The 14,280-nt window shown below is 59.9% G+C and carries 15 protein-coding genes; 10 read left to right on the top strand and 5 right to left on the bottom strand.

Annotation, left to right across the window (positions count from 1 at the left end; genetic code table 11):
• The first annotated feature begins 16 nt into the window (after positions 1-16).
• A complete protein-coding gene (locus tag LPA36_RS12095; RefSeq protein WP_228876758.1) occupies positions 17-940 on the top strand; it encodes an allantoinase PuuE in 924 nt (307 codons plus the stop codon).
• A gap of 54 nt (positions 941-994) precedes the next feature.
• The gene (locus LPA36_RS12100; RefSeq protein ID WP_228876759.1) at positions 995-1,705 is read left to right on the top strand and encodes a GntR family transcriptional regulator; all 711 of its coding nucleotides are present in this window, start codon (positions 995-997) and stop codon (positions 1,703-1,705) included.
• A 627-nt stretch (positions 1,706-2,332) separates the two neighbouring features.
• Here the strand turns inward: LPA36_RS12100 and LPA36_RS12105 are convergent.
• Entirely contained in the window at positions 2,333-2,932 is a 600-nt protein-coding gene (locus LPA36_RS12105; RefSeq protein WP_228876760.1) for a TetR/AcrR family transcriptional regulator, read from the bottom strand.
• Between the two features lie 81 nt (positions 2,933-3,013).
• On the opposite strand from LPA36_RS12105, the gene LPA36_RS12110 reads away from it, so the two are divergent.
• From LPA36_RS12110 to LPA36_RS12120, 3 genes are read left to right on the top strand one after another with little or no spacing between them, the layout of a single operon-like run.
• Complete coding sequence (locus LPA36_RS12110; RefSeq protein ID WP_228876761.1) at positions 3,014-4,108, top strand: FAD-dependent monooxygenase; 1,095 nt, start codon at positions 3,014-3,016, stop codon at positions 4,106-4,108.
• Positions 4,068-5,540 (top strand): MFS transporter, encoded by a 1,473-nt coding sequence (locus LPA36_RS12115; protein WP_228876762.1) that lies wholly within the window; start codon positions 4,068-4,070, stop codon positions 5,538-5,540. Before LPA36_RS12110 ends, LPA36_RS12115 begins: the two co-directional genes overlap by 41 nt.
• On the top strand, positions 5,537-5,830 hold the full coding sequence (locus LPA36_RS12120; protein WP_228876764.1) for a hypothetical protein: 294 nt from the start codon (positions 5,537-5,539) through the stop codon (positions 5,828-5,830). Before LPA36_RS12115 ends, LPA36_RS12120 begins: the two co-directional genes overlap by 4 nt.
• 188 nt (positions 5,831-6,018) lie before the next feature.
• On the opposite strand, the gene LPA36_RS12125 is transcribed toward LPA36_RS12120, so the two are convergent.
• The 3 genes from LPA36_RS12125 to LPA36_RS12135 form a co-directional block, all read right to left on the bottom strand.
• Positions 6,019-7,401 (bottom strand): tyrosine-type recombinase/integrase, encoded by a 1,383-nt coding sequence (locus LPA36_RS12125; protein WP_228876767.1) that lies wholly within the window; start codon positions 7,399-7,401, stop codon positions 6,019-6,021.
• A gap of 326 nt (positions 7,402-7,727) precedes the next feature.
• Positions 7,728-8,417 (bottom strand): haloacid dehalogenase type II, encoded by a 690-nt coding sequence (locus tag LPA36_RS12130; RefSeq protein ID WP_228876769.1) that lies wholly within the window; start codon positions 8,415-8,417, stop codon positions 7,728-7,730.
• A gap of 59 nt (positions 8,418-8,476) precedes the next feature.
• Positions 8,477-9,106, bottom strand: a complete 630-nt coding sequence (locus tag LPA36_RS12135) for a CGNR zinc finger domain-containing protein (protein WP_228876771.1) — start codon at positions 9,104-9,106, stop codon at positions 8,477-8,479.
• Between the two features lie 172 nt (positions 9,107-9,278).
• On the opposite strand from LPA36_RS12135, the gene LPA36_RS12140 reads away from it, so the two are divergent.
• From LPA36_RS12140 to LPA36_RS12155, 4 genes are read left to right on the top strand one after another with little or no spacing between them, the layout of a single operon-like run.
• On the top strand, positions 9,279-10,010 hold the full coding sequence (locus LPA36_RS12140; RefSeq protein WP_228876772.1) for an alpha/beta fold hydrolase: 732 nt from the start codon (positions 9,279-9,281) through the stop codon (positions 10,008-10,010).
• A gap of 42 nt (positions 10,011-10,052) precedes the next feature.
• The gene (locus tag LPA36_RS12145; protein ID WP_228876774.1) at positions 10,053-10,907 is read left to right on the top strand and encodes an alpha/beta fold hydrolase; all 855 of its coding nucleotides are present in this window, start codon (positions 10,053-10,055) and stop codon (positions 10,905-10,907) included.
• A 54-nt stretch (positions 10,908-10,961) separates the two neighbouring features.
• Positions 10,962-11,933 (top strand): zinc-binding alcohol dehydrogenase family protein, encoded by a 972-nt coding sequence (locus LPA36_RS12150; protein WP_228876776.1) that lies wholly within the window; start codon positions 10,962-10,964, stop codon positions 11,931-11,933.
• 33 nt (positions 11,934-11,966) lie between these two features.
• Positions 11,967-12,737 (top strand): SDR family oxidoreductase, encoded by a 771-nt coding sequence (locus tag LPA36_RS12155; RefSeq protein ID WP_228876778.1) that lies wholly within the window; start codon positions 11,967-11,969, stop codon positions 12,735-12,737.
• A 3-nt stretch (positions 12,738-12,740) separates the two neighbouring features.
• On the opposite strand, the gene hpaC is transcribed toward LPA36_RS12155, so the two are convergent.
• Positions 12,741-13,274, bottom strand: coding sequence for a 4-hydroxyphenylacetate 3-monooxygenase, reductase component (gene hpaC / locus LPA36_RS12160; RefSeq protein WP_228876780.1), 534 nt, complete (start codon positions 13,272-13,274; stop codon positions 12,741-12,743).
• Between the two features lie 335 nt (positions 13,275-13,609).
• On the opposite strand from hpaC, the gene LPA36_RS12165 reads away from it, so the two are divergent.
• Positions 13,610-14,251: a response regulator transcription factor gene (locus LPA36_RS12165; protein WP_228876782.1), complete on the top strand. Its 642-nt coding sequence runs from the start codon at positions 13,610-13,612 to the stop codon at positions 14,249-14,251.
• Positions 14,252-14,280 lie beyond the last annotated feature (29 nt).

The raw sequence follows: 14,280 nt of genomic DNA on the forward strand, positions 1-14,280 counted from the left end.
CAGGAGCGAGGATTCTATGAACACCAATCAGTGGGCGACACCCACTCGCGATTTTGAGGGTTACGGAGCAAACCCTCCGCATGCGAACTGGCCAAACGGCGCTCGCATTGCCATTAACATTGTCCTGAATTATGAGGAAGGTTCGGAGCCGTCGATCGAACTCGGCGAGAAAGAGTCCGAAACGTGGTTCACGGAGTCGCACGGCTTGAATTCAGGCGTGGTTGGTCGTGACCTGGCTGCTGAGGGCCTCTTCGAATACGGCAGCAGGGTCGGCTTCTGGCGGCTCATGCGGATAATCCAGGAGCGGGAGTTGCCTGCGACCATCTATGGTTGCGCATTGGCACTGGAACGCAATCCGTCGGCAGCGGCTGCGATTCGCGAGTCCGATTTCGATGTTTGTAGCCACGGGTATCGGTGGGTGAAGCACTACTCACTCTCGCGAGAGGAGGAGAAGAAGCACATCCATCAGGCAGTCGAGTCCCTTACGAGGACGATTGGTCGTGCGCCAGAAGGATGGTATTGCCGGTATTCCCCATCGGTAAACACCCGGCGGTTGCTCGTCGAGCATGGCGGATTTCTGTACGATTCGGACTATTACGGCGACGAACTTCCGTTTTGGACGACGGTTGACGATACGCCGCATCTGGTCGTCCCTTACTCGTTGACGACCAATGATGGCCAATATGCTGGAGCAACCGGTACGTCGCAACAGTGGTTCGAATTCATGCGGGACGCGTTCGACACGCTCTACAAAGAGGGCGCCAGGACCCCGAGGATGATGTCAATAGGGCTTCACCTCAGACTTATCGGTCATCCATCGAGGGCCGCTGGCCTGGAGCGGTTTCTCGACTATGTTCAAAGACACGAGGATGTCTGGTTCACGCGGCGAATCGATATTGCTCGCCATTGGATAAAGGAGCATCCTTACGAGCGTGCGTGACAGCGCCCGCGCCCTCCCGAATCAGGCGCCTTCCAGAGTTTCGAATTTTTTGATATGCCCAAGACATCAGCTCTTCCGCTTCTCAAAGACCCGCAGTCAGCGGACAGCACCAGTGATGAAATCTACGAGCGAATCTATCTCGCGATCCTCGAGCATCGACTGACACCGGGGACGAAACTTGCCGAAGAACGCCTTGCCTCAATCTTCAAGGCTAGCCGGGCTCGCGTGCGCGAAGCGCTAAGCAAGTTGGCATATGAGCAGATTGTTGAGGTCTTTCCCAAGAAGGGTTGGTTTGTCGCCAGGCCGTCGGTAGAGCAGGCCCGTGACGTTTTCGAGGCAAGGCGGTTGATAGAGCCCGCGGTCATGAGACGCCTGGCGCAGAATATGGATGTAGAGAAAAAGACCGCTCTGCATGAACACCTGGAGAAGGAGATGGATGCGCGCAAAGTCGACGACAAGCGTGCAATCATCCGCCTCTCTGGCGAGTTTCATAACCTGGCGGCCGCGCTCGCCGGTAATTCATCTTTCACTCGGAGTCTGCGAGAGCTCTCAACGCTGACTTGTCTCGTGATTTTGCTATACAACGCTCCCATCGTGGCCAGTTGCCGAGCGGATGAACACGAAAGAATCGTTGAAGCGTTGGATAGAGGAGATGGGGAAACCGCTGCGCAGGTGATGCTCGAGCATCTCGACCACATTGAAGGGGCGTTGAAGTTGGATTCAACGGAAGAAGAGGCTGACCTCGAAGAGATATTTCTTCGCTAGATGCGAGGCGGTCAAACCAGACGCATCGGGTGTTGGTCTTTTTCCTTGACGGTAGACTGGCGTCGCGGTATCTAGATTGGGCCGCTGTCATCAGTGACGCGGTTAAGGCCCCCACAGAACTCGGTAATGAAGGATATTACCTTTCTGTGCCGGTTTTCATCGCCCAGGCAGAGGTTTGCTAAGCGAAATCACCGGTGTGAAGTCAGCCCTGATGCAATCTCAAAAATCGACGTGTTCGCCAAAGGAGTCGCAAGCCGCTGAAGCGTTGCGTCTCCGATTGCAGGCGGACCCGGGATCGATGGCTCTGGTCTCTTTCGGCCTATCGCCGAGCTTGATCTCGTTCAAGCGGAAGCTCCCCGCGGGGATGATCGCCACGTTCGAGCATTTGCTTCACCTGTCCGATGTAGTCACCGACCGGCGGCGCGAGGGTCAACAGCCTGCTGGGTACCGGTCAGTCCCGTTTGAACATTGGGAGGGTGGCGAAAGCTCACGCACTTCGACAGGAATTTTGCGGAGATGATGACTCCACTGGTGCGCTTCATACTGATCGTTTGGGTTGTCGCCTTCGTCGCTGTTTTTGCCCTTCAATCCTGCACGATCCGTTCGCGTCGCCAGAACGTGTCTCAATTAGTCACCGTGGCCGGGAGCCTTTGCTGAGATACCTGCGAGCAACAACTCAACCATTCGAACTGCCGAGCGCTTCCAGTTTTCGCCCACTCTAATCGTCGCCACGCCGGAGAGTGCGCGAAGCAAATCCAGCGGCTCAACATCCCTCTGACATGCACCCGCCTCGACTGCATAGGTGACCAGCGCCGTGATCGGCGATGCAAGTCGGTCTGGGGTCTTGCTGTAGAGATCCTCCGGACCTCCCATCAGGGTATCCATGGCCTCGGCCATGCCATGTTTTGCGTCGAGAAACTCTACGAAAAGCATCAGCCATTCGCGTAGAGCGGCCTCTGGCTCCCGTTCCGCAATCAAGCCGTCGGCAGCCTCGATGAGCGCATCTACTTCCTGCCGATAAACGGCCGAGATCACGGCGTCCCGCGTCGGAAAGTGTCGGTAGAGCGAAGCGATGCTGACCTTTGCCTCGCGCGCGACCTGTTCAAGGCTGGCGGCTGCCCCCTTTTCGGCAAAGACGTGCTTGGCCGCATCGATCAATCGCAGCCGGTTGCGTTCGCCATCGGAACGCGGCCGGCGGCTTGGTTTGGAAGGTGGGGCTGATTGCACCTCAGAAAGCTCCTTGTTAAGCGTAGTGGAACTACGGTAATATAACCGTAGTATCCCTCCGTATAATACAGGATCGAGCAGATGGAACGTCAGACGCACAAAACCGGCGGCGCGGCCGTGCTTGTCGGGGCATCCCTGTCAGGCTTGATGGGTGCTTTATCCCTATCCCGCATCGGAATGACTGTGACGATGCTGGAACGATCGGACGGGAAGGCTCGCGCGGGCGCAGCCTTGCCGGTCAGCGAGGGTCTCCTCCAACGTTTGACCGGTCGGAGCTTAGGACAGCATGCACTGCCTTCGGGGCCGCAAGCCTGGGCCGATGTCTACGCAGCTCTGCGTGCCGTCGTTGATGCCGATCCCAACATACGAGTTCGCGCTCCGGCGCGCGTGAAGTTTGTTGATCAGGATGAGCACTCAGCATGGGCGGTAACGGACAACGCGGAGGTTGTGCGAGGCGACATTGTCGTCGGCGCCGACGGTCATGCAAGCATCGTCCGTTGTCATGTTGCCCCTGAGCAGCCCGATGCGGTGTTCGCCGGCTATCTCATCTGGCTTGGCATAGTCGACGAAAGCGAAGTCCGAGCCCAGCCTTGGCCGGATCAACTCGCGATCCTCGAAGAGCGAGGGTACTGCCTCAACGCCTATTACCTACCGGGTGCGGATGGGTCGCTTGTGAGAGGCCATCGACGTTTGGGGTTTGGTTGGTACGACGCCGGCCGCAATGATCTCCTGCGGTCGAGCGGCGTCCTCGTTGGGGACGTCGTGCAGCGAACACTGCGTCCCGCTGACATTCCGGACGCTACTTTCAGGGACCTGGCGGCGGAGGCTAAAGCGATCTGGCCCGCCCCCTGGCGCGAAGCCATTCGCGACTGCCTTTCCCGACGCGCTGTGATCGGCACGCCCATCGGCGAATACATGCCGCAGCGCTTGGCACGCGGGAGGGTATGTCTCGTTGGAGATGCCGCTCATGTGCCGTCGCCGATGACCGGCAAGGGCTTCGATGCCTCGGCGCTCGATGCGCTCGCCCTCGCCGAAGCACTGCACGACGGCTTGGCTCATGGAGGCGCGGCCGAGGCCTTGCGCCACTACGAGGCAAAACGGCTCGCCGCGGCTCGCGAACTCGTCCGCTCCGGTTGTGGCTTCAGCCAGTCATTCGGGCCGCATCAGGCATCGTGACGCCGCGACGCTTCCAACAATCAATGATGAAAAGCAATTCTTGACAATGGAAATTCCTGAACTGACCCTGCGGCGCGGAAGCGACGCGCCCCCGATGACGGTACGACAACGGCTCATAGTCATCCTTCTTCTCGGTGCCAACTTCATGTTGTCCGCCGACTTCTCAATTCTTAACGTCGCATTGCCCGAAGTTGGACGGGCGGTCGGGCTTAAGGTGAGCGACTTCCCGTGGGTCGCTACGTCTTTTGCGCTACCAGCCGCAGGGCTGTCCCTGCTCTTCGGCCGGCTCGGCGATCTGTATGGTCTGCGCCGCATGTTTCTCATCGGCCTCGCGCTTCTGGCGGCATCGTCGCTCCTGGGCGGTATCGCAACCGAACCTGTCGTTCTTCTCGCTGCTCGCGTGCTCCAGGGCGTCGCAACAGCGATGACGGGCCCAGCCGCACTGGCACTGCTGATCACGGTGTTCGCCGACGAACGACAGCGCGCGCGGGCGCTAGGCTTGAACGGTGCACTGCTCTCAGGCGGTTTCACTTTTGGAGCCTTGGTGGGCGGGATGCTCGTCGACGTGCTGAGCTGGCGCTGGGCCTTTCTCATCAACGTTCCGACCGCCATCATCATCCTCGCCGTGACGCCGTTCGTGATTTCCGCGGCACATTCCCGGAACGGTGTTCGTCTGGACATCCCGGGCGCAGTATCGGGGACGCTCGGGCTTGTCGCCATCGTCTTCGGCTTCACGGAACAGTCCGCGGCAGCGCTCGCGGTCGGAGCGACGCTTCTAGTTCTGTTTTTCTGGATTGAGCGGCGTGCGTCAGCGCCTTTGGTCGCGATCGAGATGTTGGCCTGGCCCTCGGTGCGCTGGGGAAATGTGGCGGTGCTGACCATCTTCTCAATGGAGGCCGGCCTCATTTACCTCGTAACAATCTACTTGCAAGAGGTGCTGCATTTGGGGCCGTTCGCGACCGGCCTGGTGTTCGGCGTCCCGGGGCTCGCATCGATAGTTGCAGGCATTCTCGCCGGCCGGATCGTCGCTCGGCGCGGCGCGCGTCCCGTGCTTCTGGTGGCCTTGCTCGTTCAGGGCGGCTTTACCGCACCGCTGATCCTGCTTGGATCGGACCCGAACTCGATGTGGCTTTTGATCCCGGCACTCTTTGTCGGATTTTTCGGCCATATTACGGCTGTTGTGGCAGCTACCGTTGCCGCTACCTCGGAAGTTCCAGAGACCAGCAAAGGGCTTGCCTCTGGCCTGATGACAACGAGCCAGCGCGTTGCGTCCACCATCGGCATCCCGGCCTTGGCTGCCGTGATGGCCGCTCGTGCGAATCTCCTGGGCGGCATTCATATCGCGCTGGCTGCCGATGTACTGTTCACGGTGATCGCAGTGGTCCTGATTGCTGCCGGTTTGAAACAACGTCTGCCCGCTGCAACAAGATGATCCTGCATTACAGTCCAGTCGAAAGACCGTGGCGCGGTGCAAAACGTACCAATGCCGGCATCGGCATCGCGCGCGATTTGTTCAAGGTTTGTCGCCGCTTCTCGTTCCACGAATGGCGCGTTGATCTGGGACTAGACGTTGGCTACGAGGTGGACCTCTTTGGTCGTGTCAGCCGCAGCGTAGAAGCGGCGCGTAGCGAAGCGGATGCGTCCGACGCAGATGTCGATGCCGTACGAGCATCAACCAGCTGGCGTGGACAGATCCGTGGTGCTGTTCCGTCGCAACTATGATCGACTTCGCTCGACGAACCAATCGATTGCGTTTCCAGGCATTTGATCGATTCGCGCTTCGATATGCGTATCGATAAGAGAGTGAGCGGCCTCCGGTGAACAGTGCCATGATGTAAGCGAGTTTTCGGCAGGCCTGTTCGCTGCCTTCGCGATAATCGTGCAATGCAGAGAAGTTCGTTCCTCATGTCTCAAGGCAGGTGAGTGGTCTCGCCTGGCACTGCTTCGCTCGACTCCTTATCAGAAGAACTATCTTCGGTCTTTTGCTTGTCGGCGTCTTCCGCTGTCAGCTCTCCGAGGTGTGCGCCGAGCAGCCGCCAAGCCTCGCGTTTCTCGGCGGTGTATGGGTATCGCTGATAGATGCGCTTCATACGGTTCTGCTCGCGGTGATTCATGCACTTGTCGATCACTGCGGGCAATACACCAAGCTCCTGCATCAGCGTCGCGGCTGTCCGGCGCAGGTCATGAGGCGTCCACTTTTCCTCGCTGAGAACGAGAGAATTCCCGTTAGAGGCTCGCTTGGCGTGAGCCTCGCGCTCATAAAACACCAACTGACGATCAGAGACCTGCTTGGTAATACTTTTCAGCCCGACGTGCGTTTCAGGTTCGTTTTCGCGCCGGAGGCCCGGCAGCAGCCATTCCTTGCTGTCAGACAATTCAAAGAGTACCCGCATGTGCTGTAGAGCGAAGTCGGACAGGAACACGATGTGAGACTCTCTATTCTTCGCGTTCTGGAATGGAATGCGCCAGATCTTCAGTTCAAGATTGATATCCTGTTTGCGTGCTTTGATGACCTCGCCAACGCGCGCGTTGGTCGCCAGGATCAGCATAAGCGCCCGCTTTGTCGTTTCAAGGAGGTTGGCGCATTCCAGTACGCCTGGCAGGGCACGGATCTCATCTTTGGACAGTGTACGTTCCCGCTCGCCATCCGCGCCGCCCACGTCCTTTTTGACGATGGTGAGCAGGGGGTCGACTGAAACGTACTCGCGTACCTGGCACCATTTAATAAACTGTTTCAGGTCTGTGAGCATCCTGTTGGCAAGCCGGTTCGCCCCCCGAGCGACGATGGTATCGAGCGAGGATATGAGATGCGAGCGGCGGACGTCCTCCATCGCCATGTCGCCGACCACGGGAAGTATGTCTTTTTCGAACGCGCGTCGAACTTCTTGTCCCCCGTCTGCGCGCTTCTGAAGCGCAGAGTCGATCCATTCGTTGAATCGCTGCCGGAACGTCTTTCGGGCAAGCCTCTCTTCTAGATTGGAAACCGCTGCGTCAACCTCGACTTGCTTCCTCAACCTTTCGATGCGCTTATGCTCCAGTGGATCTTCACCCTCGTTGATTTGCGCCCGTGCACTATCACGAGCATCCCGGATCTGACGCAGGGTTGATTTCGGGAAGGTGCCGAGTCGAAGCTCGCGGATCGCGCCGGCTGATCGGTAGCGCAGCGAAAAATGGACCGAAATACTTTTTGCTCCCACGCGGACCACGCCAAAGACGCCATGCCCATCGGTGAGACGCCGTCCGTCGTCGCTTGACGTCAACGCTTGCAATTCCTTCGTCGTAAGTGTGGCCATTCACCCCTCCATCCAAGCAGATTTTGCCCCCACATTTGCCCCCACAGATCTGAAGGCGCGTGACGTATTGTAGTGGAAGTCGATAGCCTAGGCGGTGAGATTAAATCCATAAAATCAATGGATTATGTGATTTAGTTGGACGTTGTCGGAAACCCGTGGAACGGCAAAGACTTTTATGGGGTGCAGGTGGTCGGAGGTTCAAATCCTCTCGCCCCGACCAAAGAAATCAAGGCCTTACAAGCAATGCTTGTAAGGCCTTTTTCTATTTCTGGCTTCGACACTCGCGCGTTGCCCGACGTGTTCCGCGCAGCGACCTCGTCGCGCAATTACCGACCCGCAGCGCCCGAGTCGAACAGCGACAGCATTTCATCGAGGCCTCCGCGCTGCCAGTCGGGCGTCTGTCCCATCTCTTCGAAGACACTGCCGCTACGATTGATCCAGCACGTCGGAAAGCCAAAATAGCGCGCGCCCGTCGCGTCCCACGCATTCGATGATACAAACAGGATCGACGAACGGCCAACCCCGAAGGCCTTCTCCGCAAGCAGGTAAGCGCGATCGTCCGGCTTGTACACGCGCACCGGATCGACGCTAAGCAGATAGTCGAATTCGCCACGCAGTCCAGCGTTCCCCACTACCGCGCCAATCGAATGCGGAGAGCCGTTCGACAGCATCGCGAGCTTCAATCCGCGCCGACGCAATTCACGCAGCGTTTCGGGTACTTCGGGGAACGGCTGCAGACGCAGATATGCCTCGCAGAGTGTCTTGCACGCTTCGCTATCCAGATCAAGCCGCAGGTGCCGGCAGGTAAAGCGCAATGCGTCTTCGGTCGCCTGTTCGAAGGTGACGTAGCGGTTCATCAGGCTTCGCAGCCACGTGTATTCGAGTTGCTTCTGTCGCCAGATCGTGCTGATTTCACGCCCGCGTCCCGGGAATTGCTCATCGCAGCGGGCAACAACCGAATGGACATCGAACAGCGTGCCGTACAGATCGAATGCAATCGCCTTGATGTGATCCATATCTCCTCCCCGAAAAAACCATCAGCACACCGAACGGCCGGGTTTCAACCAGCCTGATGTCAAGCCTCACGTTCCTTGAGTCGCTTCCGGTGGGCCGCTACTTTCGCGCGATTACCGCAAATCGCCATGCTGCACCACCGGCGCGCGTGCCCGCGTGTGTGATCGGCAAACAGCAATGTGCAGCGGGGACCTTCACACGCCTTCACCTGTGCGAAGTCCTCGTCGCACACCAGTCTCGCCAACACCTCGACGATCGGCATCAGTAGCGATTCAGGGGACTTCCAGCGCCGATTCGCGCGCAATTCAAAGATTGATCCGCCTTGCGTGACATTGGCGACGATTTCTCCATATTGTTCGTCCCGCTCGAATAGCTGATTCAGCGGTTCGAGATCTCGCAGGTCGCTGGCGGTGAGCGGTCGCCCCTTTCGAGTCTGGACAAATTCCCTGAACCACTCGCGTAGTTCGCGCGCGCGCGCCGCAACCGCGTCGAGTTCGGACGGCGTGGCCTGCGAGCGCATCGTCGCGAGCGTGGCGCGAGGAACGAGCCCAGCCTGTTCCAGCCAGGCTAGCAAGCCCTCTCCGTCGCTGATCCAGTCGACTTCGACGTCCACCGGCGTTGCCACCGAGTTCAGGAAGTCGAGGCCCGGCGCATCGGCCAGGAACATCGCGGGAATCTGGCGGTAGTCCATTTGGTACGAGGAACCTGAAATGACGGTAAAACCATGGTAACCGCTAAAAACGCTGTTGACAAGTTACATCGACGATGAGTAACCTATAAAAAAGAAACAGACGGGTTACACGTTCGGCGTAGGAAAGCCGCACATCTCACGCAACATTCACTTTCCTGAAAAGGAGCGAGGCATGTCTTCTGGCAACGTGAGCGTGGTGCTTGTGCACGGCGCATGGGCGGACGGATCGAGCTGGAGCAAGGTGATCGGTCGTCTGAAGGGGCAGGGCATCGATGCGATCGCGGCGCCGCTGCCGCTCACTTCGCTGGGCGACGACGTCGCCGCGCTCGAGCGGACGCTCGAACGGATCGAGGGTCCGGTGGTGCTCGCCGGTCACGCCTATGCGGGCGCCGTGATCGGTTCGATCCGATCCAGCCGCGTCGCGGCGCTGGTCTACGTCGCCGCGCTCGCACCCGACGAAGGCGAAACAGTCGGCGATGTGTTCTATCGGGGCGAAGCGCATCCGCAGGCTCCGCAGCTGGCTCCGGATCGACACGGATGGATCTGGCTGCCGCAAGACGCGTTCGCGGCCGCGTTTGCACAGGACGCGACACCGGCAGAACGGGCGGTGCTCGCCGCGGTGCAGCGTCCGGTTGCAGTGTCATGCATTGGCGAAGCAGCCGGACGTCCGTTGTGGAAAGACCGTCCGAACTGGTTTCTGGTCGCCGAAGAGGACCGCATGATCAGCCCCGCCACCCAGCGCTTCATGGCGGCTCGCATGAATGCACACGTGCGCTCGTACGAGGTCGATCACACGCCGATCGTCACGGCACCTGACGTTGTGACGGATGTCATCGTCGAAGCGGTCCAGTCGGTTTCCGCAAGCCGCCTCTCATCACCCGCATCACCCGCATCACCCGCATAACCCGCATAACCCGCATAACCCGTTTCCCCTGTGAGGAAGATCATGACTTCAATTGCCTATCGCCGTGCCAACGTGGATGGTTTTAACGTGTTCTATCGTGAAGCCGGCCGCGTCGGCGCTCCGAAGCTGCTGCTCCTGCACGGCTTTCCAAGCGCGGGTCACATGTTTCGCGACCTGATTCCGAAGCTTGCCGACCGCTTCCATATCGTCGCGCCGGATCTGCCCGGATTCGGACAGTCGGATATGCCCAGCCGCGACAGTTTTGCGTACACGTTCGACAACATCGCCAACGTCATCGATCGCTTCACGGAGGTGATCGGATTCGACCGCTTCGCGCTCTATGTATTCGACTATGGCGCACCCACCGGCTTCCGGCTTGCGCTCAGGCATCCCGAGCGGATCGCCGCGATCATTTCGCAGAACGGCAATGCGTACGAAGAAGGATTGAGTGACGGCTGGAATCCAATCCGTGCCTACTGGCAGGAGGGTTCTCCCGCGAATCGCGAAGCGCTGCGCGGGTTTCTGACGCACGAGACGACGGTGTGGCAGTACACGCACGGCGTCGAGGACGGGACGTCCGTGTCGCCGGACGGTTACTCACTCGACGACTTCTATCTGGGCCGGCCGGGCGCACACGAAGTCCAGCTCGACCTGTTCGGCGACTATCACAGCAACGTCGCGCTGTACCCCGCGTTTCAGGAATATTTCCGCAAGCATCAGCCGCCGTTCCTCGCTGTGTGGGGAAAGAACGATCCGTTTTTCCTGCCCGCAGGCGCCGAGGCGTTCAGGCGCGACATGCCGGACGCCGTTGTGCGCTTCTTCGATACCGGCCACTTCGCGCTGGAGACGCACGCCGCGGAGATCGCCGCGGCCATGGCGGAATTTCTTGTTCGCTGACGTTTTGCAAGGTCAGCTTCGACAACAGTGTCATCCATCTGCAGGAGAACAGTCATGCGTGCAATCGTCCTCGACACGTTCGGCGGCCCCGATAGCCTCGTCTATACCGAGTTGCCGGAACCCGAACCGCTGGAGGGTCATGTGGTGATCGAGATCAAGGCGTTTGGCATCAACCACGCCGAGATGCATATGCGACGCGGCGAATGGGCCGAAGCGGCGCGGGTCAGCGGCATCGAATGCGTGGGCATCGTGAAGTCGTGCCCCGGCGGCGAATTTTCGGTCGGCGCGAAAGTCGCCGCGCTGATGGGCGGCCTCGGACGAACCATCAACGGCAGCTACGCGGAATACACACGGGCACCGGTGTCGAACGTGGCGCTGATCGAGTCCGATCTGCCGTGGGCGGAACTGGCGACGATTCCCGAAACGTACGCGACCGCGTGGACGTGCCTGTTCCGCAATCTCGAGATCAAGGAAGGACAGACGCTTGTGATTCGCGGCGCGACGTCGTCGTTCGGACAGGCTGCAGTCAAGCTCGCGGTGAACGCGGGTGCACACGTCATCGCGACGACACGCAGTGCGGCGCGCTTCGCGATGCTCGAAAGTCTCGGCGCGTCGCGTGTCGAGATCGAAGGCCCGGATCTGTCGAGTCGCATCGCCGAAGCAAAACGGATCGACGCGGTGCTCGACCTCGTCGGCAACAGCACGATGCTCGATTCGCTCGCGATGTTGCGGCGTGGCGGCCGCGTCTGTCTCGCGGGCTGGCTTGGCGGCCTCGATCCCATCGAGGGCTTCAACCCGCTGTTGCAAATGGCGAGCGGCGTCTGCCTGACGTTCTTCGGCAGCTTCGTGTTCGGCACGCCAGGTTTTCCGCTCTCGGACGTACCGCTTCAACAGATCGCGAGCGACGTCGCGGCGGGCCGTCTCAACGCGAAACCGTCGCGGGTGTTCGGGTTCGATGAGATCCGCGAAGCGCATCGCGTGATGGAAGCCAATGAGGCGGGTGGAAAGATGGTGGTGGTCCACTGAGCCGTGCGTGTTCACATGACAAGGAGAGGTGAGATGTCGAGGAAAGTCGCAATTGTCACAGGCGCGAGCCAGGGTATCGGCCGTTCGACGGCCATCAGGCTGGCGCGGGATTTTGATTCGCTCGTGCTGGTCGCGCGCGACCGCGCGAACCTCGAGCAGACCGCAGCCGAGGTGAAGAAGTTGGGTGCGGAGCCGCTCGTTATCGATGCCGATCTGTCACAACCTGACGCCGCACGGCGGGTCGTCGATGAAACGCTCGCCGTGTTCGGACAGATCGACGCGTTGCTCAACATCGCGGGCGCGGTCCCGCAGATCGACGTGCTCGAAATGACGGACGAGCAATGGGAGCGCGGCCTCGCTCTGAAGCTGCATGGCGCGCGACGCCTCACAGTGGCAGCGTGGCCATCGTTGAAGGCGACGTCGGGTTCGGTCGTGCTGATGTCGGGCAATTCGGCGCTTTTTCCCAAGGCGCCGTATGCGGCCGTGGGCACGATCAACGCGGCGATCATGGCGCTTGCGAAAGCCTTCTCGGATCGCGGCATCGCCGACGGCGTGCAGGTTAACAGCGTTCTGCCAGGACCGGTGATGACCGGCCGTCGACAATCCTATCTGGAGCACTGGGCGCCGCTGCACAACATGACCGTTGAAGAAGCGACAGCGAAATTTCCCGTCGAAGCGGGTATCGCCCGGTACGGCACACCGGAGGAGATCGCCGAACTGTTGGCATTTATTGTGTCGCCGGCGGCGCACTGGATGACAGGTTCGGCGTTGAGGATGGACGGCGGGGAAGTTAAATCGATGTGACGATCACGCACACGCCGCTGCTGGCCGCGGAATCCGGTGGAAGTTGCGATCGAAGTAGATCAACCCGTCGCCGTCGTCGCGCACCTTGATCTGGGCCACTTCCAGAAACATCACCGAATGTGAGCCGACCGGCTTGAGGTCGACGATGACACCCTGAATGCTCACGAGCGCATCACGCAGCACCGGCACGCCGTTCGTGCCTTCGTCCCAGATCGGCCAGCCGAAGCGCTCTTCCATCGACACCTGTGTCATGCCCGCGAAGTGGCGCGCGAGCAGTTCGTGTTCGGCCGTGAGCACGTTGACGCAGACGTTGCGGTTGCCCTCGAACGTCGAATGCATCGCGCTCGACCGGTTCAGGCACACGAGCAGTGTCGGTGGCGTATCGGTGACCGAGCACACTGCACTCGCCGTGATGCCGCATCGCCCGTGCGGCCCGGCCGTCGTGATGACGTTGACGGCGGCGGAGAGATGCGCCATCGCCTGACGAAACTGCTTCTTTGCGTCGGCGTTCTGATCCAGCGTTTGAGTTGAAGTCATGCGCGGTAGTCCTGCGTCGGTGAAGGGCATCGGGGAACAGTGCATGTTCATCCGGTCGTCGATGGATCAAGCGTACGGGATGCATCGACGAAAAAAAATGCGCGCGAGCGGCACCTGTTGTGTCGTCTTTCCCGAGCCATCTAAAGGTTTTCCCAGGTTGCGTAGGAAAGCGGGCAGAACATCCGAAAAATAAGGCCCGCCACAGGGAAATCATCACTTCTCACGGCGTTTTTCGCTGGGTATTATCAGATGCCCGTGATTGATGTATTGCTACGCATCAACCACATCTGACTTTTCTGTGTTTTTGTTTTCTGTCGTACTTGCCAGGCTTGCCGATGACTTCACCCACTCCCACCGTCTATATCGTCGATGACGACAACGGCATGCGCACGTCGCTGTCCTGGCTGCTCGAATCCGTGGGCGTCAAATCGGCGGGGTTTGCGAGCGCCGCGGAGTTTCTGAAGGCGTTCGATCCGGAGCTGCCGGCGTGCCTCGTGCTTGACGTACGCATGCCGGAGCAGAGCGGTTTCGATGTGCAGGCCGAGCTGAACCGGCAGGGCGCGACGTTGCCGATCATTTTCGTGAGCGGTCACGGCGACATTCCGATGTCTGTGCGCGCGTTACAAAACGGCGCGATCGATTTTGTCGAGAAGCCGTACAACTCGCAGCAGATGCTGGATCGCGTCCAGCACGCGCTGAAACTCGCCGGGCAACGTCATGCCGCCGACCAGAAGCGGCGCGAGCTGCGTCGCCGTATCGAGTCGCTCACCGCGCGCGAGAAGGAAGTGCTCCACGGTGTTGTCGACGGCAAGGGCAGCAAGCGCATCGCATCCGATCTGTCGATCAGCGTGAAAACCGTCGACGTGCACCGCGCGAGCATCAAGGACAAACTTGGCGCACCCTCGATTGCGATGCTGGTGCGCGAAGTGATGGCCGTATGGGATCGCGACGCGCCTGCAGGCGGCACACAACGTTAATGCTCGCCGTGACGCGCGCGTGCCGGGTG

The sequence above is a fragment of the Paraburkholderia saeva genome (assembly GCF_907164555.1).
GTDB lineage: Bacteria > Pseudomonadota > Gammaproteobacteria > Burkholderiales > Burkholderiaceae > Paraburkholderia > Paraburkholderia saeva.